Here is a 25,965-nt window from a genome sequence, read left to right on the forward strand (position 1 = left end):
GGCTTCTCTTATTTATCCGGGCTGTCGATGGTCAGTTGTTGCGGCGCGGTGGTGCTGCTGGCCAGGGGCTTGCTGCGACCGACCCACTCGCCGGCCGTCGGTTGGCCGGCGCGGGAAATGCGTGCAACCAGTTGGACTTCCGGGAAGTTCGACAGTTTCAACTGCGGCATCATCGCGTCGGCATCCCCCAGCTCCACCGTCACCGGCAGGTCGGCCACGGTCAGGCGCTTGGCCGCCAGCGGCGCCGGCGGCCCGGAAGTGGCGCGGGCAAAGATGAACACGCTGTCGCCCGGCTGCACCTTGGCTTTCAGATCGGCGGCCAGGTCGACCCGCACCTTGAGCAGCGCGGCGGCCTTGGGCGCGGGCGCCTGGGCCACTTTGCCGCCGCTGGCCAGCAGCTTCTCGGTCGCCCGGTCGATACCGCCCTGCAGCGCGGCGCGCGAGTTGTCGTCCGCCGGCAGTTGCGCCAGCAGGCGGTTCCAGTAGTCGATGGCCTCTTGATAACGCTCGCCTTCGAAGGCGGCGATCCCCAGCAGGCCGAGGCTGGTGACTTCCTTCGGGTCGGCCTTCAGCGCTTCGTCGGTCAAGGCCTGGACCTTGTCCGACCATTGCTTGCCGTCGGCAAAGTACTGCGCCTGTGCCCACTGGCCAAGCAGTTCCGGCTGACGCCCGGCCAGGGCCACGGTGCGCTCGAAGATCTTCGCCGCGTCCGCCGGGCGGTCCTGGGCCATGTAGGTACGACCGAGGAAGTACAGGCCCTCGGCGGAATCCGGCTGGGCGGCGACCGCGCGCTCGAGGCGGCGGGTCATCTCTTCCATGGATTGCGGGGCCTGGGCGAATTCACGGGTCAGCTCGACTTTGTCGCTGGCGCCGAAATGCAGGTACAGGCCCAGACCCAATAGCGGCACCAGCAGCGCCGCCAGCAATGGCAACGGCTTGCCCAGGCCGGACACCCGGGCCGGTTCGGCGCCCTCGGTGTCGGCCAGCAGTTCGCGCGCGGCTTCGGCGCGGCCGCTGTCCATCTGCTCGGCGCTGAGCACGCCTTCGGCCTGCTGGCCTTGCAGCTCGGCCACGCGTTCTTGATAAAGCGCCACGTTCAGCGCGGTACGATCCTCTTCACGCTGGGCGCGACGGCCGCGTAGAACCGGGATCAGCAGAAAACTCAGGGCTACCAGGAGCAGCAGGCCTGCGGCGAGCCAGAAATCAATCATTCGCGGTCTTTATCCAACAGTTGGTCGAGGCGCTGACGCTCCTCGGCGGAAAGTGTGCTCGGGCTGTCGCTGCGCTCTACGCGCCGACGCCGGACGATCACGGCGATGATCACCACGCCCCCCAGCAGCAGGCCGGCGGGGCCGAACCAGAGCAAGGCGGTCTTGCCGGTCAGGGCCGGCTTGTAGCGCACGAAGTCGCCATAGCGGTCGACCATGAAGTCGATGATCTGCTGGTTGTCCTTGCCTTCGCCGAGCATGCGGAAGATCTCCTTGCGCAAGTCCGCGGCGATCGGCGCATTGGAGTCGGCGATGTCCTGGTTCTGGCACTTGGGGCAACGCAGCTCTTTGGTCAGTTCGCGAAAGCGCTCGCGCTCGGCATCGTTGGCGAACTCGTAGGTATCGATCGCCGCGTGGGCCACACCGGCGATGCTCAGGCCCAGGACGGCCGCGGCCAGCCAGCGCTTCATGGCTTGGCCTCATCGGCCAGGGCCTGGTACTTGGCAGCCAGTTTCTCACGCCACACCGTTTCGTCGATCACCCCGACGTATTTGTCGCGGATGATGCCCTTGGCGTCGATGAAGAAGGTTTCCGGCGCGCCGTACACCCCGAGGTTCAGGCCCAGGGTGCCCTCCTCGTCGCGGATATCCAGCTGGTAAGGGTTGTGGAACTCGGCCAGCCACTTCAGGGCGTCGGCGTTGACGTCCTTGTAGTTGACGCCATAGATGTTCACGCCCTGCTGCGCCAGCTTGTTCAGCACCGGGTGCTCGACCCGGCAGGAAATGCACCAGGTGCCCCAGACGTTGACCAGCGCCGGCTTGCCCAGCAGGTCGGCGCGGGTCAGGGTCTTGTCGCCCTGCACCGACGGCAGGGAGAACTCCGGGAACGGCTTGTCGATCATCGCCGACGGCAGCTCGGCCGGGTCCAGGTACAACCCGCGGTACAGGAACACCGCCACCAGCAGGAACAGCGCCAGCGGCAACAACATTATCCAGCGTCTCATGCAGTGGCTCCTGTCATGCCCAGGGCTTCGCGCACCCGGGTCTTCACCTTGACCCGATAACGCCGGTCGAGGGCCGCCAGCAGGCCACCGAAACCGGTGAGCAGGCCGCCGAACCAGATCCAGCGCACGAATGGCTTGACGTGCACCCGAACGGCCCAGGCGCCCTCGCCCAGCGGCTCGCCGAGGGCGACGTAGAGGTCACGGGTGAAACCGGCGTCGATCCCGGCCTCGGTCATCACCGAGTTCTGCACCGTGTAGAGACGTTTTTCCGGGTGCAGAACGGCGATTTCCTTGCCGTCGCGGACCACCCGCACCGTGCCCTTGTCGGAGGTGAAGTTGGGGCCTTCGAAATGCTTGGCGCCCTCGAAGATGAAGTGATAACCGGCCAGGTCCATGGACTCGCCCGGCTCCAGGCGCAGGTCGCGCTCGGCGCTGTTCTGGCTCGACAGCACCACGCCCAGGGCGCAGACCGCGATGCCCAGGTGCGCCAGCTGCATGCCCCAGTAACTGCGGGTCAGGCCCGGCAGGCCCTTGATCAGGCCTTTGTGGCGGGTCTTGTCGAAGATGTCGCGGACCCCGGCGAGCAATACCCAGGCCGCCAGCATGAAGGTCGCCAGCACCGCCCAGTTGAAGTCGCCATAGGCGATACCGGCCACCACCGCCAGCGCGGCGCTGCCCAGCAGCACCGGAGTCAGCATGCTCACCAGCCATTTGACCGGGGTGTCTTTCCAGCGCACCACCACGCCGATCGCCATCACCACCATCAGCAGCGCCATCAGCGGGATAAACAGCGCGTTGAAGTACGGCGGGCCGACCGACAGCTTGGCCCCGGTCAGGGCGTCCAGCACCAGCGGATACAGAGTGCCCAGCAGGATCATCGAGGCCGCCACCACCAGCACCAGGTTGTTGCCCAGCAGCAGGGTTTCCCGCGACCACAGGTTGAAACCGACCTGGCTCTTGACCACCGGCGCGCGCAGGGCGAACAGGGTCAGCGAACCGCCGACCACGAACAGCAGGAAGATCAGGATGAACACGCCGCGCTCGGGGTCCGAGGCAAAGGCGTGGACCGAGGTCAGTACCCCGGAACGCACCAGGAAGGTTCCCAGCAGGCTCAGGGAGAACGCGGCGATGGCCAGCAACACGGTCCAGCTCTTGAACACACCACGCTTTTCGGTGACCGCCAGCGAGTGGATCAATGCGGTGCCCACCAGCCACGGCATGAAGGAGGCGTTTTCCACCGGGTCCCAGAACCACCAGCCGCCCCAGCCGAGTTCGTAGTAGGCCCACCAGGAGCCGAGGGTGATACCGATGCCGAGGAATGCCCAGGCGACAATGGTCCAGGGCCGCGACCAGCGCGCCCAGGCCGCGTCCAGGCGCCCGCCGAGCAGTGCGGCGATGGCGAAGGCGAAGGCCACGGAGAAACCGACATAACCCATGTAGAGCATCGGCGGGTGCACGATCAGGCCGATGTCCTGCAGCAGCGGGTTGAGGTCGCGGCCGTCGCCAGGCACCTGCGGCAGGATCCGCGCGAAGGGGTTGGAGGTGACGATCAGGAACAGCAGGAAGCCGGTGCTGATCATGCCCATCACCGCCAGCACCCGCGCCAGCATCACTTGCGGCAACTGCCGGGAGAACACCGACACGGCGAAGGTCCAGCCACCGAGGATCAGTGCCCAGAGCAGCAACGAGCCCTCGTGGGCGCCCCACACCGCGCTGAACTTGTAGTACCAGGGCAAGGCGCTGTTGGAGTTGCTGGCGACATAGGCCACCGAGAAATCATCGACCATGAAGGCGTAGGTCAGGCAGCCGAAGGCGAAGGTCAGGAAGGCGAACTGGCCCCAGGCCGCGGGCTGCGCCAGGCCCATCCACAGGCGGTCGCCGCGCCAGGCGCCGAGCAGCGGCACCACGGCCTGGACCAGGGCAAAACACAGGGCCAGGATCATCGCCAGATGGCCGAGCTCGGGAATGAAGATTGCGGATGTCATCGGTCAGCCCTCCTTGGCCGGCGCCGGCGCCATTTGCCCACTGTCTTTCAGGGCCTTGGTCACTTCCGGCGGCATGTACTTCTCGTCGTGCTTGGCCAGCACTTCGTCGGCCACCACCACGCCGTCGGCATTGAGCTTGCCGAGGGCGACGATGCCCTGCCCTTCGCGGAACAGGTCCGGGAGGATGCCGCGGTAGGTGATGGTCACGGCCTTGTTGAAGTCGGTGACCACGAAACGCACGTCCAGCGAATCCGCCGAGCGTTGCAACGAGCCCATCTGCACCATGCCGCCGGCGCGGATCCGTGTGTCATGGGGGGCTTCGCCGTTGGCGATCTGGGTCGGGGTGTAGAACAGGTTGATGTTCTGTTGCAGGGCGCTCAGCGCCAGGCCGACGGCAACGCCCACGCCGCCCAGCACGCCGAGGATGATCAACAGACGCTTTTTACGCAGCGGATTCACTGATTGTTCTCCCGGCGCAGACGACGCGCCTCTTGTTGCAGGTAACGCTTGCGGGCCAGCAACGGCACCGCCACGTTGAGGACCAGCACCACCAGGCAGATGCCGTAGGCTGACCAGACATACAGGCCGTGATGGCCCATGGCGAGAAAGTCGGCGAAGGAAGCGAAACTCATGATGCGGCCTCCAGGCTGTTCTGCACTTCGGCCCTGACCCAGCTGGCGCGGGCTTCGCGCTTGAGCACTTCAAGGCGCATGCGCAGCAACAGCACGGCGCCGAAGAAACAATAGAAGCCCAGCACCGTCAGCAACAGCGGCAGCCACATCTCGACGGGCATCGCCGGTTTTTCGGTGAGGGTGAAGGTCGCGCCCTGGTGCAGGGTGTTCCACCACTCCACCGAGTATTTGATGATCGGGATGTTGATCACCCCGACGATGGCCAGCACCGCGCAGGCCTTGGCGGCGCTGTCGCGATTGCTGATGGCGTTGCCCAGGGCGATCAGGCCGAAATACAGGAACAGCAGGATCAGCATGGAGGTCAGGCGTGCGTCCCAGACCCACCACGAGCCCCAGGTCGGCTTGCCCCAGATGGCCCCGGTGACCAGCGCCACGGCGGTCATCCAGGCACCGATGGGCGCCGCGCATTGCAGGGCGACGTCGGCCAGTTTCATCTTCCACACCAGGCCCACCACCCCGCACACCGCCAGCATCACGTAGATGGACTGGGCCAGCATGGCGGCGGGAACGTGGATGTAGATGATGCGAAAGCTGTTGCCTTGCTGATAGTCCGGCGGCGCGAAGGCCAGGCCCCAAATGACGCCGACGGTGATCAGCAGCAACGCTGCGATGCTCAACCAGGGCAACAGCCTGCTGCTGATGCCGTAAAACCACTTGGGCGAGCCGAGCTTATGAAACCAGGTCCAGTTCATACTGTTTCCATCACGGGGGCCGCGCGTTGTCACGCACGGCCAGGGTCTTTACTGATCAAAATTTGATCAGACCTCATTATTCGCCGACGCTGATCTTCAGGCCAGCTGCTATTGCAAAAGGTGTCAGAGTTACTGCCAGGGCGGTCAGGCTACCAAGCCACAGCAGATAACCGGTCGCCGGCATGCCCTGCAAGGCCGCCTGCAAGGCGCCGCTGCCGAGAATCAATACCGGGATGTACAGGGGCAGGATCAGCAGCGCCAGCAACAGGCCGCCACGCTTGAGTCCTACCGTCAACGCCGCGCCCACCGCTCCCAGCAGGCTGAGCACCGGAGTGCCCAGCAACAGGGACAGCAACAGCACCGGCAGACAGGCTGTGGGCAGACCGAGCATCAATGCCAACAGGGGCGCAAGCAATACCAGTGCCAGGCCGGAAAAGGCCCAGTGTGCCAGTACCTTGGCCAGAACCAGAAGAGGCAGGGGGTGCGACGAAAGGACCCACTGTTCCAAGGATCCGTCCTCGAAATCACTGCGAAAAAGCCCGTCCAGCGAGAGCAAAACCGATAATAAGGCCGCTACCCAGACTAGCCCTGGAGACAAGGTTTGCAACAATTGTGTCTCAGGTCCCACCGCCAATGGGAACAGTGAGACGACAATCGCGAAAAATACCAGCGGGTTGGCCAGTTCGGCGGGACGGCGGAACAGCAGCCGGGATTCGCGGGCAACCAGCAGTCCGAAAACACTCATACGGCCCAATGCCCCAGATCGATGTCGCGATAGCCGGCCGGCATGCGGCTCAGTGTGTGGTGGGTGGTGAGGATCACCATGCCGCCACGTTCGCAATGGCCGGCCAGGTGTTCTTCCAGTTGCGCCACGCCCTGCTTGTCCAGGGCGGTGAAGGGTTCGTCGAGGACCCACAGCGGCGGGCTGTCCAGGTACAACCGGGCCAGCGCCACCCGGCGCTGCTGGCCGGCGGACAGGGTGTGACAGGGCACATCCTCGAAGCCGCGCAGGCCGACCGCCGCCAGGGCCTGCCAGATCGCCTCGCGCCCGGCGGGCTGATGCAGGGCGCAGAGCCAGCTGAGGTTTTCCTCGGGGGTCAGCAAGTCCTTGATCCCGGCCGCATGGCCGATCCACAGCAGGTTGCGCGCCAGCTCCGCGCGCTGGGCGTTGAGCGGCTGGCCATTGAGCAGCACCTGGCCACTGGTCGGCTGCATCAGCCCTGCCAGCAGGCGCAACAGGCTGGTCTTGCCGCTGCCGTTGGGGCCGCTGATCTGCAACATGTCGCCGCTGGCCAGACGCAGTTCGAGCTTTTCGAAGAGCAGCCGCAGGTCGCGCTCACAGGCAAGCGCTACGGCTTCTAGAAGAGGACTGGTCAAATGATCGCGGGCCTTTACGGTTCAAGTCGGCAGTGGAGCAGCCGTTAAAGAGATGCAGAATAAACGCATCGGCGGCCTGTTCCAGAGAGCTGCGTCAAACTTTTGCGATGTTTTCGCCACGCCCCCCGAAGACGGGCGGCATTATACATGCGATGCCCTACTCTCAAGAGGGCTTATTTCTCCACAGGTTGTGTCCAGATGACAGGCGAAATCACCCTTCCTCCGCTGCCACAGCTGACGCCGGGAACCGTGCGCGCGCTGCCGATCAGCGGTGAGCTGCTCAAATTGCTGCAGCCGCTGGAAGGCCTGATCGCCGCCGGCCAATCGGCCAAGGCCGAAGTGCTGTCGCTCAAGCAGGCGGACCAGACGTTCCAGCTGTTGCTCAAGCTGACCCTCGACAGCGGCCGGCAGACCACCGTCCAGGCCACCAGCAGCCAGCCGCTGCCCCTGGGCACCAGCCTGGCGGTGACCCAGCCGTCGGCCGGCAACCTGGCCATCACCGTGCAGCAGGCGATTGCCGCCAGCGTCGCCACCCTGACCCGTATCGACACCGCGCAGCTTCCAGTGGGCACCCTGCTGCAAGGCAAGGTGCTGACCACCCAGCTGCAACCCCAGGCAGCCGGACAACCGGCGGTCTACCGCTCGCTGGTGAGCCTGCTCAACACCGCCCTGAGCGGCAGCACCCTGAGCATCGACAGCCCGCAGCCCTTGCGCATCGGCAGCCTGCTGAGCGCCCTGGTGCAGAGCTCACAGAGCTTGAACTTCGTGCCGCTGAGCGGGCGCCAGGAGCAACTGGCGATCGCCCAGCAACTGGCCACCCAGCAAAGCCGCCAGGCCTCGCTGACCGGCCTGATCAATGCCTTGCAGAATCTGCCGCCGTCCGACAGTACCTCCAGCGAGCTGCGTGCCGCGGTGGACAAGCTGCTCGCCGGCCTGCCCGACCTGCAGCAACTGAGCAACCCCAAGGCGCTGGCCCAGGCCCTGGGCAACAGCGGCGCCTTCCTCGAATCGCGGCTGCTGGCCGGCGACAATCCGGCCCTGGCCGGCGACCTGAAAGGCAACCTGCTACGGCTGATCGCCCAGATGACGCCGGGCCTGCCGAGCAGCACCAGTTTCAACGCGATCATTGCCGCCAACACCCTGGCCCAGGTGCTGCCGAGCTTTGTCCGCAGCGCCCTGGGCACCCTCGGCCAGGTCAGCGCCAGGCCCCAGCCGGGCGGTTTCCCCCTGCCCTCGCGGCTGCTGCAAAGCCTCGAAGAGGAAGGCGACCTGGAACATCTGCTGCGCCTGGCCGCGGCCGCTGTTTCGCGCTTGCAGAGCCATCAGCTGGCGAGCCTGGAACAGAGCGGCCTGACCGATGACGGCCGGCTGCTGACCACCTGGCAACTGGAAATCCCGATGCGCACGATGCAGGACGTCGTGCCCTTGCAGGTCAAGTTCCAGCGCGAAGACCCGGCGGAAAAACCGCCCGAGGAAAAACGCCAGGAACGCGAACCGAAGCAGCAGCTGTGGCGCGTCGAACTGGCGTTCGACCTCGAACCCCTGGGCCCGCTGCAGGTGCAGGCGCAATTGCTCAAGGGCCGCCTGTCCAGCCAGCTCTGGGCCGAGCGACCGTTTACCGCGAGCCTGATCGAAAGCCATCTGGGCAGCCTGCGTGAACGGCTGCTGGTGTCCGGCCTGGATGTCGGCGACCTGGACTGCCATCTCGGCACGCCGCCGCAAGGTCCGAAAACCCGACTGGAACAACGCTGGGTCGATGAAACAGCATGAATAATCCCAACCCGCCACGCCAGGCCATCGCCCTCAAGTACGACGGCCAGCACGCCCCCACGCTGACCGCCAAGGGCGACGACGAACTGGCCGAAGCCATCCTGAAAATCGCCCGCGACTATGAAGTGCCGATCTATGAGAACGCCGAACTGGTGAAACTGCTGGCGCGCATGGAACTGGGCGACAGCATTCCCGAGGAGTTGTATCGGACCATCGCCGAAATCATCGCCTTCGCCTGGAACCTCAAGGGCAAGTTCCCGGCCGGGCATGAGCCGCAGGAAGCGGCGCTGGAGAAGGATGTCACCGACTGCGGCGACGATTACTGACTGTAGCCGCTGCCGCAGGCTGCGATAAGGCCGAAGGCCTTCAGCGATCCTAAGATCCCTGCGGCCGTTCCGGCCGTTCGCAGCCTGCGGCAGCGGCTACGGGATTTCAGCCTTTGTGCAACTTGCTCATCAACTCGGCCTCGGCCTGGGTCAAGCCGCAGGACTGAGTGAGTTCGTCGACGCTGGCGCCCATGCCCACCAGGCGCGCGGCCTGGGCGAAGGACAGGCTCGACGGATCGCGCTGCTCCAGCTGGGCCAGCTTGTCCGGCAACGGGCCGACCACCGCGCGCAGCTCATGCAGGTCCTCGCCCATGCGCACCGTACCGTTCTGGTAATCGTCGACGCGCTTGGCCAGGTCCTTGATGCGCTGATCGCGCAGCGCATCGCCATGGGCCTGCTGGGCGGCGATCTGCCGCTGAGCGCGGATGTAGGCCAGGAACATCGCCAGCGTGCCTGCCCAAAAGAGGAACAGGACAATAACCGCAACCTCGAGAATCAATCAGATACTCTCCAGTTCCGACCACTCTTCTTCGCTCATCATCTTGTCCAGCTCAACCAGAATCAGCAGCTCGCCGTTCTTGTTGCACACGCCCTGGATGAACTTGGCCGACTCTTCGTTACCGACGTTCGGTGCGGTCTCGACTTCCGACTGACGCAGGTAAACCACTTCCGCCACGCTGTCGACCATGATCCCGACCACTTGCTTGTCGGCTTCGATAATCACGATGCGGGTGTTGTCGTTGACCTCGGTCGGCACCAGGCCGAAACGCTGGCGGGTGTCGATCACGGTCACCACGTTGCCGCGCAGGTTGATGATGCCCAGCACGTAGCTCGGGGCACCCGGCACCGGTGCGATCTCGGTGTAGCGCAGGACTTCCTGCACGCGCATCACGTTGATGCCGTAGGACTCGTTATCCAGCTTGAAGGTTACCCATTGCAGGATCGGATCTTCGGAACTCTGTGCAGACGACGACTTATTCATACCCCTGACCCCTCAAAAAACCGTTGGAAACGGTGTGTGTTCTGTGTGGCTGCACCGTCGGCGCAGCCTGTTGTTGGTCTATATCGGCTTCGGCGCCGGTTTGCTGATAGCCATGTGTTTCGCCCCGCCGCTGGCGATCAGCTCGGCCAGCTCGGAAACGTCCAGCAGCGCACACATGTGCTCGATGACCGTACCCGCCAGCCATGGCCGCTGGCCACGGTGGCTGCGCCATTTGATTTCGTTCGGGTCCAGGCGCAACGAGCGGCTGACCTGATGCACCGCCAGCCCCCATTCGTAGCCCTGGACCGAGATCACGTATTGCAGGCCCTGGCGGAAGTCGTCGCGGTAGCGGTCGGGCATCACCCAGCGCGCGGTATCCAGCACCTTCAGGTTGCCGGCCTGGCTCGGCAGGATCCCGAGGAACCATTCCGGCTGGCCGAACAACGGCGTCAGTTCATGCCCCGCCAGGGAGTAGATCGACCCCAGGCAGACCAGCGGCACCGCCAGGGTCAACCCGGCGACATCGAACAGCAGGCACTCGAAGGGTTCCGCCGCCCAGCTCGGCCGGTCGTCACCCGCCACCGGGGGTGGCGTGCTGCTGGGTGGCCGATGCACCTCGACCACCGGCTCGACCAGGCCTTGCAGCAAGGGCACAACGGTCGACAAGGTGGCCGGCAATGGCGCGGACGCCTCCAGCACGGGGACGACCACGGATTCCTCGACCGGCGCGACTACAGCCGCGGCTGGCGGCGTACGCTGGACCTGGGCATCGCGAGCCTGTTCTTCGAGCACCGCGGCCTGGAACTCATCCAGGACCTCGCTCGACACCGCTACTTCCTCTACCGCTGCCTGAACCTGCGGCAGTGCTTCGGGAACCGCGAATTCTTCTTCGGTGGCGTCCTGCAGCAACGCGTCCAGGTAGGACTGCAACGCCAGCTGCGGCCGGGACGTAACGTCGACAGGACGGTTCATGAGGATGCCCACGGATAAAACCCAGCACAGTGACCTGTAGGGTTTATCGGCCAGACCGGCAGCAGACTTGAATGCTCCGCCACGTCAGGCCACCTGCGGGACAAGTTGCTGGGCCAGCAAGTGCTTGAGCAAGGCGCGATAAGCCAGTACGCCACGGCTCTTGCCGTCGAACTGCGAAGGCGTCAGCCCGGCCCGGCTGGCATCGCGCAGGCGTGTGTCGACCGGGATGTAGCCCTGCCAGATCTCATCCGGGAACTTGTCGCGCAATACCCGCAAGGTGCCCAGGGACGCCTGGGTCCGGCGGTCGAACAGGGTCGGCACGATGCTGAACGGCAGCGCCTGTTTGCGCGAGCGGTTAATCATCGCCAAGGTATTGACCATGCGCTCCAGGCCCTTGACCGCCAGGTGCTCGGTCTGCACCGGGATCACCAGTTGCTGGCTCGCCGCCAAGGCATTGACCATCAGCACGCCGAGCAACGGCGGGCTGTCGATCACCGCATAGTCGAAATCCTGCCACAGCTGCGCCAGGCTCTTGGCGATCACCAGGCCCAGGCCGCTCTGCCCCGGCGACTGGCGCTCCAGGGTGGCCAGCGCGGTGCTCGATGGCAGCAGGGAAATACGTTCGTCGCTGGTCGACAGCAGCAACTGCCCGGGCAAGCCCTCGGGAACGCTGCCCTTGTGCAGGAACAGGTCGTAGTTACTGTGTTCCAGGCTGTCGGGGTCATAGCCGAAATAGCTGGTCATGGAACCGTGGGGGTCGAGATCGACCACGACCACGCGCTTGCCCGCCTCGGCCAGCAACCCGGCTAAAGCGATGGAACTGGTGGTCTTACCGACGCCACCCTTTTGATTGGCAACTGCCCAGACTCTCATTCAGATTGTTCCTCCCGGCAGGCACGGGCCGACCGAGAAATAGCACCCAGTTATAAAGCCGGTGACGGAGAATTGACGGCACTCTCGCGTCCCGGCGTCTTGACTGGCGTAGGTGCAGTTTGTGTGCCAGCCCGCTTCAATGCCGCATCCGGTGTTGCGTGGGCGGTGCCGGTGCCTGTCAGGCTGCGGCGTACATCGAGATTGCGCGACACCACCAGCACCACCCGACGGTTGCGGGCACGGCCGTCGGCCGTCGCGTTATTGGCTACCGGCTGGAACTCGCCGTAGCCGACCGACGCCAGGCGCTGCGGATTGACCCCCTGCATCGCCAGCATCCGCACGATGCTCGCCGAACGGGCCGACGACAGCTCCCAGTTGGTCGGGTACTGCGCAGTCTGGATCGGCTGGTTGTCGGTAAAACCCTCGACGTGAATCGGGTTGTCGAAGGGTTTGAGGATCGCCGCCACCTTGTCGATGATGTTGAACGCCAGGTCGCTGGGCATAGCATCGCCGCTGCCGAACAACAGGCTGGAGTTGAGTTCGATCTCGACCCACAGCTCATTGCCGCGCACGGTCATCTGGTTGGAGCTGATCAGGTCGCCAAAGGCTGCGCTGATATCGTCGGCGATGCTTTTCAGCGGGTCGCTGGCGCCGGCGATACCGGCATCGGTCTGCTCGCTGTCCTTGACCAGCGGCTTGGCCGGGGTCACGGTCTGGGGCCGCTCCTCACCGATGGGAATCGGCTTGAGGGCGCGGTCCGAGTCGGTGAACACACCGATCAGCGCTTCGGAAATGACCTTGTACTTGCCCTCGTTGATCGAGGAGATCGAGTACATGACCACGAAAAAGGCGAACAGCAAGGTGATGAAGTCCGCGTAGGACACCAGCCAACGTTCATGGTTGACATGTTCTTCATGCCGGCGACGACGGGACATAGTCCATTACTCCCATCAATCCATGAAGCCTTGCAGCTTCAACTCAATGGAACGAGGGTTTTCACCTTCGGCAATCGACAGGATTCCTTCAAGCAACATTTCGCGATAACGCGACTGCCGCAAGGCTATGGACTTGAGCTTGGCGGCGATCGGCAACAACACCAGGTTGGCGCTGGCCACGCCGTAGATGGTCGCGACGAAGGCCACGGCGATACCGCTGCCCAGCTGCGACGGGTCGGCCAGGTTGCCCATGACATGGATCAGGCCCATGACCGCACCGATGATGCCGATGGTCGGCGCGTAGCCGCCCATGCTTTCGAAGACTTTGGCCGCTTCGATGTCACGGCTTTCCTGGGTGTAGAAATCCACTTCCAGGATGCTGCGGATGGATTCCGGCTCGGCGCCGTCCACCAGCAGTTGCAGGCCCTTGCGCGAGTAGGTGTCGGGCTCGGCATCCGCCACGCCTTCCAGGCCCAGCAGGCCTTCCTTGCGGGCGGTCAGGCTCCAGTTGACGACGCGATCGATGCCGCCAGGCAGGTCGACCCGCGGCGGGAACAGGATCCAGCCGAGGATCTGCATGGCCCGCTTGAAGGCGCTCAGCGGCGACTGCAGCAACGCCGCACCGATGGTCCCGCCCAGCACGATCAGCGCCGCCGGACCATTGGCCAGGGCCGACAGATGACCGCCTTCCAGGTAGTTGCCACCGATGATGGCGACGAACGCCATGATGATCCCGATGAGGCTTAGCACATCCATCAGAGACAGGCCTCGACCAGGTGCTTGCCGATGTCGTCCAGGCCGTACACCGCATCCGCCAGCTCCGCCTTGACGATCGCCATCGGCATCCCGTAGATCACGCAGCTCGCTTCATCCTGGGCCCAGACCGCGCTGCCGCCCTGCTTGAGCAGGCGCGCGCCTTCGCGACCGTCGGCGCCCATGCCGGTGAGCACCACCGCCAGAACTTTGTCACCGTAGGACTTGGCCGCCGAACCGAAGGTGATGTCCACGCACGGCTTGTAGTTCAGACGCTCGTCGCCAGGGAGGATTTTCACCGCGCCACGGCCGTCGACCATCATCTGCTTGCCACCCGGTGCCAGCAGCGCCAGGCCCGGACGCAGGATGTCGCCATCCTCGGCTTCCTTGACACTGATCCGGCAGAGCTTGTCCAGGCGCTCGGCGAACGCCTTGGTGAAGGCCGCCGGCATGTGCTGGATCAGCACGATCGGCGCCGGGAAGTTGGCCGGCAACTGGGTCAGCACCCGCTGCAGGGCCACCGGGCCACCGGTGGAAGTACCGATGGCCACCAGCTTGTAGGCCTTGCGCTTGGGGGCCGCCGACGAGCCAGTGGCTGCCGCGCGGGCAGGAACCGGCGCCGGAGCCGGACGCGCCGGGGCCGTGCCGCTGAAACTGCTGGAGCTCGATGGAGCAGGCGCAGGTGCCGCCGCCGGTTGTGGCGCCGGCGCGCTGTAGCTGCTGAAACGACGGTTACTGCGCGAGATGCTGTGGACCTTCTCGCACAGCAGTTGCTTGACCTTCTCGGGATTGCGCGAGATGTCTTCGAAGTTCTTCGGCAGGAAATCCACCGCACCGGCATCCAGCGCATCCAGGGTCACCCGGGCGCCTTCATGGGTCAGCGAGGAGAACATCAATACCGGCGTCGGGCAGCGCTGCATGATGTGCCGCACCGCCGTGATGCCATCCATCATCGGCATCTCGTAGTCCATGGTGATCACGTCCGGCTTGAGCGCCAGAGCCTGATCGATCGCCTCTTTACCGTTGGTCGCGGTACCGACGACCTGGATATTGATATCCGCTGAAAGAATTTCCGAGACGCGGCGGCGGAAAAAACCCGAATCATCCACCACCAGGACCTTGACTGCCATAAACACTCCGTTAGGCGGGGCAAGGCAAATGGCCCCGCCCCTCCGGTATTCAAATACGCCGTGCGGCGTAACGCTTGAGCATGCTCGGAACATCGAGAATCAGGGCGATGCGGCCGTCACCGGTGATGGTGGCGCCAGACATGCCCGGAGTTCCCTGGAGCATCTTGCCCAGTGGCTTGATGACGACTTCTTCCTGGCCGACCAGTTGATCGACGACGAAGCCGATCCGCTGGGTGCCGACCGAAAGGATCACCACGTGGCCTTCGCGCTGCTCTTCGTGAGCCGCGGAACTGACCAGCCAGCGCTTGAGGTAGAACAGTGGCAGCGCCTTGTCGCGAACGATCACCACCTCCTGGCCGTCGACCACGTTGGTGCGCGACAGGTCCAGGTGGAAGATTTCGTTGACGTTGACCAGCGGGAAGGCGAACGCCTGGTTGCCCAGCATCACCATCAGGGTCGGCATGATCGCCAGGGTCAGCGGCACCTTGATGACGATCTTCGAGCCCTGGCCCTTGGTCGAGTAGATGTTGATCGAACCGTTGAGCTGGGAAATCTTGGTCTTCACCACGTCCATGCCCACACCGCGGCCGGACACATCGGAGATCTCGGTCTTGGTCGAGAAGCCCGGGGCGAAGATCAGGTTGTAGCACTCGGTGTCACTCAGGCGATCGGCGGCATCCTTGTCCATCACCCCACGCTTGACCGCAATGGCGCGCAGGACGTTCGGGTCCATGCCTTTGCCGTCATCGGAGATCGACAGCAGGATGTGGTCGCCTTCCTGCTCGGCCGCCAGCACCACCTTGCCGCCACGGGACTTGCCCGCCTCCTCGCGCTCTTCCGGCGACTCGATACCGTGGTCGACGGCGTTGCGCACCAAGTGCACCAGCGGGTCGGCCAGGGCCTCGACGAGGTTCTTGTCGAGGTCGGTCTCTTCGCCGACCAGCTCCAGGTTGATCTCTTTCTTGAGCTGGCGGGCCAGGTCGCGAACCAGGCGCGGGAAGCGCCCGAAGACCTTCTTGATCGGCTGCATCCGGGTCTTCATCACCGCGGTCTGCAAGTCGGCCGTGACCACGTCGAGGTTCGACACGGCCTTGGACATGGCTTCGTCGCCGCTGTTGAGCCCCAGGCGCACCAGGCGGTTACGCACCAGCACCAGCTCGCCGACCATGTTCATGATTTCGTCCAGCCGCGCGGTATCGACCCGCACCGTGGTTTCAGCTTCGCTGACCGGCTTTTCCGCCGGGGCGGCTGCCGGAGCACGAGCAGGTGCCGGAGCAGCGGCGGCTGCCGGTTTCGGTGCTTCGACCTTGGCTTCGGCTTTCTTCACTGCCGGCTTGGCGACAGCGGCAGGCGCCGAAGCCGTGACCGCCGTTGCGCTCCCCTTGGTCGCGGCAGCAGCCGCTACTTCAGAGAACTTGCCCTTGCCATGCAGCTCGTCGAGCAGGGATTCGAATTCCTGGTCGGTGATCAGGTCGCTACCGGCGGCGGCCGCACTCGGTGCAGCCGGCGGTACCGCCGCGGCCACTGCGGAATCCAGCGCCTCTACCGCAAAGTTGCCTTTGCCGTGCAACTGATCCAGCAGTGCTTCGAATTCGTCATCGGTGATTTCGTCGCTGGCCGCGGATTTTTCCGCGGCAGGCGCCGTGGCCGAAGGTGCCACCGCATCCGGTGCGAACTGGCCCTTGCCATGCAATTGGTCGAGCAGCGATTCGAACTCGGCGTCGGTAATTTCGTCGCTGGCTGCTTCGCCACCGGCTGCGGGCGCAGTGGGGGCAACAGCGGCCGGTGCTTCGGCCTCGGCCTTGGCGGCATTGAGCGAATCGAGCAGCTGCTCGAACTCGCTGTCGGTGATATCGCCGGACTCGCTTTCGGCCGATTCGGCAACCGGCTCAACAACTGTCTCAACCTCGGCCACCGGCGCGGCGACCTCCTCGGCTCCGGCAGGCTCGGCCAGGCGGGCCAGGGCAGCCAGCAGTTCCGGAGTGGCGGCGGTGATCTCGGTACGCTCGCGCACCTGGCCGAACATGCCGTTCACCGCGTCCAGTGCTTCGAGCACCACGTCCATCAGTTCCGCGTCGACGCGACGCTCACCCTTGCGCAGGATGTCGAACACGTTCTCGGCGATGTGGCAGCACTCCACCAGCTCGTTGAGCTGGAGGAAGCCGGCGCCCCCTTTTACAGTGTGAAAACCGCGAAAAATTGCGTTGAGCAGATCCGCATCGTCCGGCCGGCTTTCCAGCTCGACCAGTTGTTCGGACAGTTGCTCTAGAATCTCGCCGGCCTCAACCAGAAAATCCTGAAGGATTTCTTCATCGGCGCCGAAGCTCATGTATGGGTGCTCCTACTAGGTCGTGATGACGGTTAATGACGGATCGCGTTGGAACTGTGAGCGTGCCAGGCAAGGCGCGAGACGCTGGCAAGGGTCGTTTCCTTGCCGAGTCTCGCAACGCCGCATGGCGCGCTCACAGTTCCAACCCTTCGGGCCGCGCCCCGCAAGGCGCAATCCGTCGTTACTCGTCGCTCATTTGGAAAAACCAAACCACTCTCCTCGTGCCTAGTCTTGCGCCTTGCGGGGCGGCGGCGCGACCGTCATTAACCGTCGTCACGACCTAAAATCCAAGGCTGGAAAGCAAATCGTCGACATCGTCCTGACCGGATACAACGTCTTCACGTTTATCGGCATGAATCTGCGGACCTTCACCCTTGGCCAGATGTTTTTGCGGATCTTTTTCAGCGAGGATCGATTCACGGTCATGTTCGATGCCGGCAAAACGATCGACCTGGCTGGCCATCAGGACCAGTTTGAGCAGGTTGCTCTCGACTTCGGTGACCAACTGGGTCACGCGCTTGATCACCTGACCGGTCAGGTCCTGGTAGTCCTGCGCCAGCAGAATGTCGTTGAGGTTGCTCGATACCGCCCGCGTCTCTTGCTCGCTGCGGGTCAGGAAACCGTCCACCCGGCGGGCCAGGTCGCGGAATTCTTCGGCGCCCAGTTCGCGACGCATGAAACGTCCCCAGTCGGCGCTCAGGGCCTGGGCTTCGCTACTCAGGCCATTGACCAACGGGGTGGCGCTCTCGACCAGATCCATGGTGCGGTTGGCCGCGGCCTCGGTCAGCCTGACCACATAGGACAGGCGCTCGGTGGCATCCGTGATCTGTGAAACTTCCTCGGCTTGCGGCATATGCGGGTCAATCTGGAAATTGACGATGGCGCTATGCAGCTCGCGGGTGAGCTTGCCGACTTCCTGGTACAGGCCGCGGTCACGGGTCTGGTTGAGCTCATGGATCAGTTGCACGGCTTCGCCGAACTTGCCTTTTTCAAGGCTGTCGACCAGTTCGAGTGCGTGTTTTTTCAGGGTCGATTCGAAATCGCCCAATGAAGATTCGTTGTGCTCCATAGCTCCCCCGTGGCGGAATGGTTCCACATCTCAACCGATGCGTTCGAAGATCTTCTCGATCTTTTCTTTCAACGCCTGGGCCGTGAAGGGCTTGACCACATAGCCGTTTACGCCGGCCTGGGCAGCTTCGATGATCTGTTCGCGCTTGGCTTCAGCGGTCACCATGAGTACCGGCAGGTGCTTGAGTTTTTCATCGGCGCGCACATGGCGCAGCAGATCGATACCGGTCATGCCAGGCATGTTCCAGTCCGTTACCAGAAAGTCGATGCTCCCACTGTTGAGGACCGGAATGGCGGTGGTGCCATCGTCAGCCTCGACCGTGTTGGTGAAACCCAGGTCACGCAACAGGTTTTTTATGATCCGCCGCATCGTTGAGAAGTCATCAACGATGAGGATTTTCATGTTCTTGTCCAATTCGACCTCCAAGCAGTCTTAAACGCGTCCAGCACCTGAACGCGCCATTCAATCAATCAGGCAGAGCACTCAACGACTGCATGGAATACACACCGCGAGGCCGGCAACGTCGTGCCAGTCTCGTCCGCAGTGTCCCCCACACTGCCTGTCAGCGCGCTCGCCACTCTCCCAAACGCCCCCGCAAACGGGCTGCGCACTGGCTGTGTAACTGGCTGACCCGCGATTCGCTGACCCCCAGGACCTCACCGATTTCCTTGAGGTTCAGCTCTTCGTCGTAGTACAGCGCCAAGACCAGTCGCTCACGCTCCGGCAAATTGGCAATCGCGTCCGCCAGCGCAGCCTGGAAACGTTCGTCCTCCAGGTCGCGCGACGGCTCGAGATGAGCACTCGCGCCATCCTCATGCAGCCCTTCATGCTCGCCGTCCTGCAACAGGTCGTCGAAGCTGAACAGGCGACTGCCCAAGGTGTCGTTCAAAATCCCGTAATAATCGTCGAGACTCAATTGAAGTTCGGCCGCAACTTCATGATCTTTAGCGTCACGACCGGTTTTAGCTTCAATTGCGCGAATGGCATCGCTCACCATCCGGGTATTGCGATGTACCGAACGCGGCGCCCAGTCACCTTTACGGACCTCATCGAGCATCGCACCACGGATACGGATACCCGCGTACGTCTCGAAACTCGCGCCCTTGCTCGCGTCGTACTTGGTCGACACTTCGAGCAGACCGATCATCCCGGCCTGGATCAGGTCTTCGACCTGGACACTGGCCGGCAGGCGCGCCAGCAGGTGATAGGCAATACGCTTGACCAGGGGCGCATAACGCTCGATCAATTCGTACTGGCTGTCACGTGCCGACTTTTTGTAAAGGTTGTAGCCGCTGGCGCTCATAGCACCGGTCCCGCTGTCTGATGCACTAGCCGCTCGACGAAAAATTCCAGATGTCCACGTGGGTTGGCCGGCAACGGCCAGGTATCGACTTTCTGCGCAATGGCCTTGAACGCCAGCGCGCACTTCGAACGCGGAAACGCTTCATAGACCGCACGCTGCTTTTGCACGGCCTTGCGCACGCATTCGTCGTAAGGCACGGCGCCGACATATTGTAGGGCCACGTCCAGGAAGCGGTCCGTGACCTTGGTCAACTTGGCGAACAGGTTGCGGCCTTCCTGCGGGCTCTGCGCCATGTTGGCGAGCACGCGGAAGCGGTTCATGCCGTAGTCGCGGTTGAGCAGCTTGATCAGCGCGTAGGCGTCGGTGATCGAGGTCGGCTCGTCGCAGACCACCAGCAGGACTTCCTGAGCGGCGCGGACGAAGCTGACCACCGAGTCGCCGATGCCGGCAGCGGTGTCGATCACCAGCACATCGAGGTTGTCGCCGATGTCGCTGAAAGCCTGGATCAGGCCGGCATGCTGCGCCGGGCTCAGATGAACCATGCTCTGGGTGCCGGACGCCGCCGGCACGATACGGATTCCACCCGGCCCCTGCAGCAGCACATCGCGCAGCTCGCAGCGGCCTTCGATCACGTCGGCGAGGGTCCGTTTGGGGGTCAGCCCCAATAGCACGTCGACGTTAGCCAGACCCAGGTCGGCGTCCAGCAGCATGACGCGCCGGCCGAGCTCCGCTAGGGCCAGGGACAAGTTCACTGACACGTTAGTCTTGCCGACGCCACCTTTGCCGCCGGTCACCGCGATCACCTGTACGGGATGCATGCTGCCCATGTTCGTTCTTTACCTTGTCTTACTTAGACGGGGCCACATAACTGGCTGCGCGTTCACTAACGGAACAATGCCTGGCAGACCATCGATGTAGGTACATTGCAATCTTTTCATGATTCCCTCAGCCAACCCGCTTGGTCGGGTTGTGGTAGAGGTCAGCGAACATGTCAGCCATGGCTTCTTCGCTGGGTTCTTCCTGCATCTGCACGCTCACCGCACGACTGACCAGCTGATGACGGCGTGGCAAGTGCAAATCGTCCGGAATCCGTGGGCCATCGGTCAGATAGGCAACGGGGAGTTCGTGACTGATCGCCAGGCTCAACACCTCACCAAGGCTGGCGGTTTCATCCAGTTTAGTCAGGATGCAGCCGGCCAGCCCGCAACGCTTGTAGCTGTGGTACGCGGCGGTTAGAACCTGTTTCTGGCTGGTGGTTGCCAATACCAGATAATTTTTTGCCCGGATCCCGCGTCCAGCCAGACTTTCCAGCTGCATGCGCAGGGCCGGGTCGCTGGCTTGCAGGCCGGCGGTGTCGATCAGCACCACGCGTTTGCGCAGCAGCGGATCGAGGGCTTGCGCCAGGGATTGGCCCGGATCGACATGGGTCACCGAGACATTGAGGATCCGGCCCAGGGTCTTGAGCTGCTCCTGGGCGCCGATGCGGTAGCTGTCCATGCTCACCAGCGCGATGTTCTGCGCGCCGTACTTGAGCACGTAACGGGCCGCCAGCTTGGCCAGGGTGGTGGTCTTGCCCATGCCGGCAGGGCCGACCATGGCGATCACACCGCCCTCCTCCAATGGCTCGACTTCCGGGGTCACGATCATCCGCGCCAGGTGGGCCAGGAGCATGCGCCAGGCCTGGCGGGGCTCGTCGATTTCTGTGATCAGCGCCAGCAGGTCGCGGGCCAGCGGACCGGACAAACCGATACGCTGCAGGCGCCGCCACAGGTTGGCCTGCTCAGGCCGGCTACCTTGCAGCTGGCTCCAGGCCAGGGAACCGAGCTGGACTTCCAGCAGCTCGCGCAGGCCATTGAGCTCAAAACGCATCGAGTCCAGTGCCCGTTGATCGACAGCCGGCGCGGCGGCCACCGGGGCCGGGCGATGGGGCTCGTTGAACGTCGGTTCGATCAGTGGCTCGGCGGCGGTCAGCGGCAGGCCGGCGAACAGCTGGCGATTGGTGCTGCCGTCGCCATCGCCACGTAGGCTCAGTTCGGCCTGGGCGGTGACGATGCGCGACTGAGTCTTGCGCAGTTCGTCCTCGAGTTCCATGTTCGGAACCCGGGGCGCCAGCGCCGACAGCTTGTAATCCAGGGCAGCCGTCAGCTCGACACCGCCGGCGATGCGGCGATTGCCAATGATGGCGGCGTCGGCGCCCAGCTCATCACGAACCAGCTTCATGGCCTGACGCATATCGGCGGCGAAAAAACGCTTAACTTGCATAACCCACTACCTCAGCCGTTGGGCCCTACTGTCGCAACGATGGTCACTTGCTTGTTGTCAGGGATTTCCTGGTAAGCCAACACGTGCAAGCCCGGGACTGCCAGGCGTCCAAACCGCGAGAGCATCGCGCGGACCGGACCGGCTACCAACAGAATCACCGGTTGACCTTGCATTTCCTGGCGCTGCGCGGCTTCGATCAACGAACGCTGCAGCTTCTCAGCCATGCTTGGCTCCAACAGAACACCCTCTTCCGAGCCTTGTCCTGCCTTCTGCAGACTATTGAGCAAAATCTGTTCCAACCTGGGCTCCAAGGTGATCACAGGCAGCTCGGACTCAGTCCCTACAATGCTTTGCACGATGGCGCGCGACAATCCGACACGCACCGCGGCCACCAAAGCGGCAGTATCTTGACTCTTGGCGGCATTGTTCGCGATGGCTTCGGCAATGCTGCGGATATCGCGCACCGGCACCTGTTCGGCCAGCAGCGCCTGCAGCACCTTGAGCAGCTGGGACAACGACAGAACGCCCGGCACCAGTTCCTCCGCCAGCTTCGGCGAGCCCTTGGCCAGCAGTTGCAGGAGCTGCTGGACTTCTTCGTGGCCGATCAGCTCGCTGGAGTGCTTGTACAGAATCTGGTTGAGGTGGGTGGCGACCACGGTACTGGCGTCGACCACGGTGTAGCCCAGCGACTGCGCCTGGGCGCGCTGGCTGATCTCGATCCACACCGCCTCCAGGCCGAAGGCCGGATCTTTGGCGGTGATGCCGTTGAGCGTGCCGTAGACCTGCCCCGGGTTGATCGCCAGCTCGCGATCCGGATAGATCTCGGCCTCGGCCAGGATCACCCCCATCAGCGTCAGCCGGTAAGCGCTGGGCGCCAGGTCGAGGTTGTCGCGAATATGTACGGTAGGCATGAGGAAGCCGAGGTCCTGGGACAACTTCTTGCGCACGCCCTTGATCCGCGCCAGCAGTTGCCCACCCTGATTGCGGTCCACCAGGGGAATCAGGCGATAGCCGACTTCCAGGCCGATCATGTCGATCTGGGTCACGTCATCCCAGCCCAGCTCCTTGGTTTCCATGGCGCGGGCTGGCGAAGGCAGCAGTTCCTGCTGGCGCTTGACCTCTTCCAGCGCCTTGACCTTGACCACGTTCTGGCGCTTCCAGAACAGGTACGCGGCGCCGGCCGCCAGGGCCGCCATGCTCAGGAAGGAAAAGTGCGGCATGCCCGGCACCAGGCCCATCACCGCCATCAGGCCGGCGGCGACAGCCAGGGCCCGGGGCGAGGCGAACATCTGCCGGTTGATCTGCTTGCCCATGTCTTCGGAACCGGAAGCACGGGTCACCATGATCGCGGCCGCGGTGGACAGCAGCAGCGATGGCAATTGCGCCACCAAACCGTCACCGATGGTCAGCAAGGCGTAGACCCGGCCGGCATCGCCGAAGGACATGTGGTGCTGGAAGATACCGACAGCCATGCCGCCGATCAGGTTGATGAACAGGATCAGCAGGCCGGCGATGGCGTCACCGCGGACGAACTTGCTGGCACCGTCCATGGAACCGTAGAACTCGGCCTCCTGGGCCACTTCCTGGCGGCGCGCCTTGGCCTGGGCCTGGTCGATCAGGCCAGCGTTGAGGTCGGCGTCGATAGCCATCTGCTTGCCCGGCATCGCATCAAGGGTGAAACGCGCGCTCACCTCGGAAATCCGCCCGGCGCCCTTGGTCACCACCACGAAGTTGATGATCATCAGGATCGCGAACACCACGATACCGACCACGTAGTTACCGCCGATCACCACCTCGCCGAAGGCCTGGATCACCTTGCCCGCGGCGGCGTGACCGTCCTGGCCGTGGAGCATCACCACCCGTGTGGAGGCCACGTTCAGCGCCAGGCGCAACAGGGTCGCCACCAGCAGGATGGTCGGGAATACCGCGAAATCCAGCGGCCGCAAGGCATACACGCAGACCAGCAGGACGACGATCGACAGGGCGATGTTGAAGGTGAAGAACACGTCCAGCAGGAACGGCGGCACCGGCAGCATCATCATGGCCAGCATGACCAGCAGCAACAGCGGCACACCCAGGTTCCCCCGACTGAGGTCAGCCAGGTTAGTGCGAGCCGTACTGATTAACTGAGAGCGATCCACCGGTATTCCCCGTTCCCTTGAAGCAAACTTTTGACGCCTGGAGGCGGCGCAGGGCGGGTATTGCAAGAAGCCTTCCAACTTTGGCCCGGAAGGAAAACTGATTTATGGCGTTGCGCCATCAGTCGTCATAAAAGGCGCTTTCAGCGCCATCGCGAGCAAGCTCGCTCCTACAGGCCGGGCGTGAATTCTGTAGGAGCGAGCTTGCTCGCGATAACGTCGGCACAGCCAAACGCCGACCTCAGGAATCGCGCCGCAAATCCGGCGGAATCGGCAGGTCCTTGAGCGGATCGGGACGCTTGCCCTTGCCCGCCCGGTGCTGGCGAATCTGATAGACATACGCCAGCACCTGGGCCACCGCCAGATAGAGCCCGGCGGGGATTTCCTGCTCCAGCTCAGTGGAGTAGTAGATCGAACGCGCCAGCGCCGGCGACTCCAGCAGCAGCACTTCGTTGGCCACGGCGATCTCGCGGATCTTCAGCGCCAGGAAATCGCTGCCCTTGGCCAGCAACACCGGCGCCCCGCCCTTCTCGGCGTCGTACTTGAGCGCCACGGCGTAGTGGGTCGGGTTGGTGATGACCACGTCCGCCTCGGGAATCGCCGCCATCATCCGCCGTTGCGACATCTCGCGCTGGACCTGGCGAATCCGCTGCTTGACCTCCGGACGCCCTTCCTGGTCCTTGTGCTCGTCCCGCACTTCCTGCTTGGTCATCAGCAGTTTCTTGTAGCTCTGGTACAGCTGCACCGGCACGTCCACCGCGGCGATCAGGATCAGCCCGCAGGCCATCCACAAGGTACTCCAGGCCACCACTTGCACGCTGTGGATGATCGCCTGCTCCAGCGGCTCGTGGGCGATCCGCAGCAGGTCGTCGATATCCGAGGACAGCACCGACAAGGCCACGATCAGGATCACCACGAACTTGGCGAAGGCCTTGAGCAGCTCGATCAGCGAGGTCGGCGACACCATGCGCTTCATGCCGCTGAGCGGGTTCATGCGACTGAACTTGGGCGCCAGGCTCTTGGTTGAAAACAGCCAGCCGCCCAGGGAGATAGGGCCGATGAGCGCCGCCAGCACCAGGGGCAGCAGGATCGGCATCGCGGCGATAATCGCGATCTTGCCCGAATGCAGCAGGTACAGGCCCATGGCGCCGGGGCTGAGCAACACCTCGCGCGGCAGGGAGAAATTCAGGCGCATGATTTCCAGCAGGTCCTGCGCCACCCCCGCGCCGTAGATCAGCAGGCCGGCGGCCCCGATCATGGTGATCGCCAGGGTGTTGAGTTCTTTGGAGCGGGCGATCTCGCCCTTTTCCCGGGAGTCCTTTTTACGTTTCTCCGTGGGGTCTTCTGTCTTGTCCTGACCGCTCTCGCTCTCAGCCATGGTTCACCGCGCCTGCGCCAGGTTGCGCAGCAACTGCAGGGCCTCGACGGCCAGCGGTTGGTACTGGTTGAGAATGTCGCCGAGGCTGACCCAGAAAATCACCAGGCCCAGCACCAGGGTCAGCGGAAAGCCGATGGAGAAGATGTTCAGCTGCGGCGCCGCGCGGGTCATCACGCCAAAGGCGATGTTCACCACCAGCAGCGCGGTGATCGCCGGCAATACCAGCAACAGGGCGGCGCCCAACACCCAGCCGAGCTTGCCGGCGATTTCCCAGAAATGGTTGACCAGTAGCGCGCTGCCCACCGGCAAGGTGGTGAAGCTTTCGGTCAGCACCTCGAAGACCACCAGATGACCGTTCATGCCGAGGAACAGCAAGGTCACCAGCATGGTCAGGAACTGCCCGATCACCGCCGCCGAAACGCCGTTGGTAGGGTCGACCATGGACGCGAAGCCCATGCCCATCTGCGTCGAAATGATCTGCCCGGCGATCACGAAAGCCTGGAAGAACAACTGCAAGGAAAAGCCGAACAAGGCGCCGATGATGATCTGCTCGGCAATCAGCAGCAGCCCGCTGAGATCCAGCGCATTGACCGCCGGCATGGGCGGCAGACCCGGCACCAGCACGACCGTGATGGCCAGGGTGAAATACAGGCGGATACGGGTCGGCACCAGGGTCGTACCGAAGACCGGCATGGTCATCAACACGGCGCCGATACGGAACAGCGGCAGCATGAAGCTCGCGACCCAGGTGCTGATCTGCGTATCGGTAAGCGCCAGCAGAGACATGG

Annotated in this window: 27 protein-coding genes; 2 read left to right on the forward strand and 25 right to left on the reverse strand. The window is 63.7% G+C overall.

Annotated features, from left to right (window positions below; all coding sequences use genetic code 11):
* Positions 1-8 precede the first annotated feature (8 nt).
* From ccmI to ccmA, 9 genes are all read right to left on the reverse strand, one after another.
* Complete coding sequence (gene ccmI / locus PVZ80_RS24700) at positions 9-1,211, reverse strand: c-type cytochrome biogenesis protein CcmI (RefSeq protein WP_016702236.1); 1,203 nt, start codon at positions 1,209-1,211, stop codon at positions 9-11.
* Complete coding sequence (locus tag PVZ80_RS24705; protein WP_009047731.1) at positions 1,208-1,678, reverse strand: cytochrome c-type biogenesis protein; 471 nt, start codon at positions 1,676-1,678, stop codon at positions 1,208-1,210. Before PVZ80_RS24705 ends, ccmI begins: the two co-directional genes overlap by 4 nt.
* Complete coding sequence (locus PVZ80_RS24710) at positions 1,675-2,211, reverse strand: DsbE family thiol:disulfide interchange protein (protein WP_009047730.1); 537 nt, start codon at positions 2,209-2,211, stop codon at positions 1,675-1,677. Before PVZ80_RS24710 ends, PVZ80_RS24705 begins: the two co-directional genes overlap by 4 nt.
* Positions 2,208-4,196 carry a heme lyase CcmF/NrfE family subunit gene (locus PVZ80_RS24715; RefSeq protein WP_009047729.1) on the reverse strand — a complete coding sequence of 663 codons (1,989 nt, stop codon included), beginning with the start codon at positions 4,194-4,196 and terminating at the stop codon, positions 2,208-2,210. Before PVZ80_RS24715 ends, PVZ80_RS24710 begins: the two co-directional genes overlap by 4 nt.
* 3 nt (positions 4,197-4,199) lie before the next feature.
* On the reverse strand, positions 4,200-4,655 hold the full coding sequence (ccmE, locus tag PVZ80_RS24720; protein ID WP_009047728.1) for a cytochrome c maturation protein CcmE: 456 nt from the start codon (positions 4,653-4,655) through the stop codon (positions 4,200-4,202).
* Positions 4,652-4,828, reverse strand: a complete 177-nt coding sequence (ccmD, locus tag PVZ80_RS24725) for a heme exporter protein CcmD (protein WP_009047727.1) — start codon at positions 4,826-4,828, stop codon at positions 4,652-4,654. Before ccmD ends, ccmE begins: the two co-directional genes overlap by 4 nt.
* On the reverse strand, positions 4,825-5,580 hold the full coding sequence (locus PVZ80_RS24730) for a heme ABC transporter permease (protein ID WP_009047726.1): 756 nt from the start codon (positions 5,578-5,580) through the stop codon (positions 4,825-4,827). Before PVZ80_RS24730 ends, ccmD begins: the two co-directional genes overlap by 4 nt.
* 76 nt (positions 5,581-5,656) lie before the next feature.
* Entirely contained in the window at positions 5,657-6,325 is a 669-nt protein-coding gene (gene ccmB / locus PVZ80_RS24735; protein WP_009047725.1) for a heme exporter protein CcmB, read from the reverse strand.
* Positions 6,322-6,957: a cytochrome c biogenesis heme-transporting ATPase CcmA gene (gene ccmA / locus PVZ80_RS24740; protein WP_016702238.1), complete on the reverse strand. Its 636-nt coding sequence runs from the start codon at positions 6,955-6,957 to the stop codon at positions 6,322-6,324. The genes ccmB and ccmA overlap by 4 nt, the downstream gene beginning before the upstream one ends.
* Positions 6,958-7,155: 198 nt before the next feature.
* Here ccmA and fliK point away from each other — a divergent pair, with 198 nt between their 5' ends.
* Positions 7,156-8,727 (forward strand): flagellar hook-length control protein FliK, encoded by a 1,572-nt coding sequence (gene fliK, locus PVZ80_RS24745; RefSeq protein WP_273864710.1) that lies wholly within the window; start codon positions 7,156-7,158, stop codon positions 8,725-8,727.
* Positions 8,724-9,053 carry an EscU/YscU/HrcU family type III secretion system export apparatus switch protein gene (locus PVZ80_RS24750; RefSeq protein WP_009047722.1) on the forward strand — a complete coding sequence of 110 codons (330 nt, stop codon included), beginning with the start codon at positions 8,724-8,726 and terminating at the stop codon, positions 9,051-9,053. Before fliK ends, PVZ80_RS24750 begins: the two co-directional genes overlap by 4 nt.
* 106 nt (positions 9,054-9,159) lie before the next feature.
* Here PVZ80_RS24750 and PVZ80_RS24755 read toward each other — a convergent pair whose 3' ends face one another.
* The 16 genes from PVZ80_RS24755 to fliR all read right to left on the reverse strand — a co-directional run bounded on the left by PVZ80_RS24755 (position 9,160) and on the right by fliR (position 25,963).
* Positions 9,160-9,552, reverse strand: coding sequence for a DUF2802 domain-containing protein (locus PVZ80_RS24755; protein ID WP_016702241.1), 393 nt, complete (start codon positions 9,550-9,552; stop codon positions 9,160-9,162).
* Positions 9,553-10,035, reverse strand: coding sequence for a chemotaxis protein CheW (locus PVZ80_RS24760; RefSeq protein WP_007922496.1), 483 nt, complete (start codon positions 10,033-10,035; stop codon positions 9,553-9,555).
* Positions 10,036-10,113: 78 nt separating this feature from the next.
* Entirely contained in the window at positions 10,114-11,007 is an 894-nt protein-coding gene (locus PVZ80_RS24765) for a CheW domain-containing protein (protein ID WP_103331181.1), read from the reverse strand.
* Between the two features lie 84 nt (positions 11,008-11,091).
* Positions 11,092-11,880: a ParA family protein gene (locus tag PVZ80_RS24770; RefSeq protein ID WP_007922498.1), complete on the reverse strand. Its 789-nt coding sequence runs from the start codon at positions 11,878-11,880 to the stop codon at positions 11,092-11,094.
* A 50-nt stretch (positions 11,881-11,930) separates the two neighbouring features.
* Positions 11,931-12,815, reverse strand: coding sequence for a flagellar motor protein MotD (gene motD, locus PVZ80_RS24775; protein WP_009047719.1), 885 nt, complete (start codon positions 12,813-12,815; stop codon positions 11,931-11,933).
* Positions 12,816-12,830: 15 nt separating this feature from the next.
* Positions 12,831-13,571, reverse strand: a complete 741-nt coding sequence (locus PVZ80_RS24780; protein WP_007922500.1) for a flagellar motor protein — start codon at positions 13,569-13,571, stop codon at positions 12,831-12,833.
* The gene (locus PVZ80_RS24785; RefSeq protein ID WP_053268494.1) at positions 13,571-14,698 is read right to left on the reverse strand and encodes a protein-glutamate methylesterase/protein-glutamine glutaminase; all 1,128 of its coding nucleotides are present in this window, start codon (positions 14,696-14,698) and stop codon (positions 13,571-13,573) included. The genes PVZ80_RS24780 and PVZ80_RS24785 overlap by 1 nt, the downstream gene beginning before the upstream one ends.
* 49 nt (positions 14,699-14,747) lie before the next feature.
* Positions 14,748-17,027 carry a chemotaxis protein CheA gene (locus PVZ80_RS24790; protein WP_110176688.1) on the reverse strand — a complete coding sequence of 760 codons (2,280 nt, stop codon included), beginning with the start codon at positions 17,025-17,027 and terminating at the stop codon, positions 14,748-14,750.
* Between the two features lie 280 nt (positions 17,028-17,307).
* Positions 17,308-18,096 (reverse strand): protein phosphatase CheZ, encoded by a 789-nt coding sequence (locus PVZ80_RS24795; RefSeq protein WP_009042749.1) that lies wholly within the window; start codon positions 18,094-18,096, stop codon positions 17,308-17,310.
* A gap of 30 nt (positions 18,097-18,126) precedes the next feature.
* Positions 18,127-18,498 carry a chemotaxis response regulator CheY gene (locus tag PVZ80_RS24800; protein WP_003183998.1) on the reverse strand — a complete coding sequence of 124 codons (372 nt, stop codon included), beginning with the start codon at positions 18,496-18,498 and terminating at the stop codon, positions 18,127-18,129.
* A 160-nt stretch (positions 18,499-18,658) separates the two neighbouring features.
* Positions 18,659-19,399, reverse strand: coding sequence for an RNA polymerase sigma factor FliA (gene fliA / locus PVZ80_RS24805; RefSeq protein ID WP_007922505.1), 741 nt, complete (start codon positions 19,397-19,399; stop codon positions 18,659-18,661).
* The gene (gene fleN / locus PVZ80_RS24810) at positions 19,396-20,226 is read right to left on the reverse strand and encodes a flagellar synthesis regulator FleN (RefSeq protein ID WP_007922506.1); all 831 of its coding nucleotides are present in this window, start codon (positions 20,224-20,226) and stop codon (positions 19,396-19,398) included. Before fleN ends, fliA begins: the two co-directional genes overlap by 4 nt.
* A 118-nt stretch (positions 20,227-20,344) precedes the next feature.
* Positions 20,345-21,661, reverse strand: a complete 1,317-nt coding sequence (gene flhF / locus PVZ80_RS24815) for a flagellar biosynthesis protein FlhF (RefSeq protein WP_009047715.1) — start codon at positions 21,659-21,661, stop codon at positions 20,345-20,347.
* Positions 21,662-21,672: 11 nt separating this feature from the next.
* Complete coding sequence (gene flhA / locus PVZ80_RS24820; protein ID WP_009047714.1) at positions 21,673-23,802, reverse strand: flagellar biosynthesis protein FlhA; 2,130 nt, start codon at positions 23,800-23,802, stop codon at positions 21,673-21,675.
* A gap of 238 nt (positions 23,803-24,040) precedes the next feature.
* Positions 24,041-25,177 carry a flagellar biosynthesis protein FlhB gene (gene flhB / locus PVZ80_RS24825; protein WP_009042746.1) on the reverse strand — a complete coding sequence of 379 codons (1,137 nt, stop codon included), beginning with the start codon at positions 25,175-25,177 and terminating at the stop codon, positions 24,041-24,043.
* A gap of 3 nt (positions 25,178-25,180) precedes the next feature.
* Positions 25,181-25,963 (reverse strand): flagellar biosynthetic protein FliR, encoded by a 783-nt coding sequence (gene fliR / locus PVZ80_RS24830; RefSeq protein WP_009047712.1) that lies wholly within the window; start codon positions 25,961-25,963, stop codon positions 25,181-25,183.
* Between the last annotated feature and the right edge of the window lie 2 nt (positions 25,964-25,965).

Source organism: Pseudomonas sp. B3G-3, assembly GCF_028640915.1.
GTDB lineage: Bacteria > Pseudomonadota > Gammaproteobacteria > Pseudomonadales > Pseudomonadaceae > Aquipseudomonas > Aquipseudomonas chlororaphis_I.

Coding starts and splice junctions, on each gene's coding strand:
- PVZ80_RS24730 (WP_009047726.1), bottom strand. CDS start 5,580: ATGAACTGGACCTGGTTTCATAAGCTCGGCTCGCCCAAGTGGTTTTAC.
- fleN (WP_007922506.1), bottom strand. CDS start 20,226: ATGGGCAGCATGCATCCCGTACAGGTGATCGCGGTGACCGGCGGCAAA.
- ccmI (WP_016702236.1), bottom strand. CDS start 1,211: ATGATTGATTTCTGGCTCGCCGCAGGCCTGCTGCTCCTGGTAGCCCTG.
- PVZ80_RS24760 (WP_007922496.1), bottom strand. CDS start 10,035: ATGAATAAGTCGTCGTCTGCACAGAGTTCCGAAGATCCGATCCTGCAA.
- PVZ80_RS24785 (WP_053268494.1), bottom strand. CDS start 14,698: ATGGCAGTCAAGGTCCTGGTGGTGGATGATTCGGGTTTTTTCCGCCGC.
- fliK (WP_273864710.1), top strand. CDS start 7,156: ATGACAGGCGAAATCACCCTTCCTCCGCTGCCACAGCTGACGCCGGGA.
- fliR (WP_009047712.1), bottom strand. CDS start 25,963: ATGTCTCTGCTGGCGCTTACCGATACGCAGATCAGCACCTGGGTCGCG.
- PVZ80_RS24770 (WP_007922498.1), bottom strand. CDS start 11,880: ATGAGAGTCTGGGCAGTTGCCAATCAAAAGGGTGGCGTCGGTAAGACC.
- flhF (WP_009047715.1), bottom strand. CDS start 21,661: ATGCAAGTTAAGCGTTTTTTCGCCGCCGATATGCGTCAGGCCATGAAG.
- PVZ80_RS24715 (WP_009047729.1), bottom strand. CDS start 4,196: ATGACATCCGCAATCTTCATTCCCGAGCTCGGCCATCTGGCGATGATC.
- fliA (WP_007922505.1), bottom strand. CDS start 19,399: ATGAGCGCCAGCGGCTACAACCTTTACAAAAAGTCGGCACGTGACAGC.
- PVZ80_RS24800 (WP_003183998.1), bottom strand. CDS start 18,498: ATGAAAATCCTCATCGTTGATGACTTCTCAACGATGCGGCGGATCATA.
- PVZ80_RS24710 (WP_009047730.1), bottom strand. CDS start 2,211: ATGAGACGCTGGATAATGTTGTTGCCGCTGGCGCTGTTCCTGCTGGTG.
- flhB (WP_009042746.1), bottom strand. CDS start 25,177: ATGGCTGAGAGCGAGAGCGGTCAGGACAAGACAGAAGACCCCACGGAG.
- PVZ80_RS24790 (WP_110176688.1), bottom strand. CDS start 17,027: ATGAGCTTCGGCGCCGATGAAGAAATCCTTCAGGATTTTCTGGTTGAG.
- PVZ80_RS24765 (WP_103331181.1), bottom strand. CDS start 11,007: ATGAACCGTCCTGTCGACGTTACGTCCCGGCCGCAGCTGGCGTTGCAG.
- ccmB (WP_009047725.1), bottom strand. CDS start 6,325: ATGAGTGTTTTCGGACTGCTGGTTGCCCGCGAATCCCGGCTGCTGTTC.
- PVZ80_RS24750 (WP_009047722.1), top strand. CDS start 8,724: ATGAATAATCCCAACCCGCCACGCCAGGCCATCGCCCTCAAGTACGAC.
- motD (WP_009047719.1), bottom strand. CDS start 12,815: ATGTCCCGTCGTCGCCGGCATGAAGAACATGTCAACCATGAACGTTGG.
- PVZ80_RS24795 (WP_009042749.1), bottom strand. CDS start 18,096: ATGGAGCACAACGAATCTTCATTGGGCGATTTCGAATCGACCCTGAAA.
- ccmD (WP_009047727.1), bottom strand. CDS start 4,828: ATGAGTTTCGCTTCCTTCGCCGACTTTCTCGCCATGGGCCATCACGGC.
- PVZ80_RS24705 (WP_009047731.1), bottom strand. CDS start 1,678: ATGAAGCGCTGGCTGGCCGCGGCCGTCCTGGGCCTGAGCATCGCCGGT.
- PVZ80_RS24780 (WP_007922500.1), bottom strand. CDS start 13,571: ATGGATGTGCTAAGCCTCATCGGGATCATCATGGCGTTCGTCGCCATC.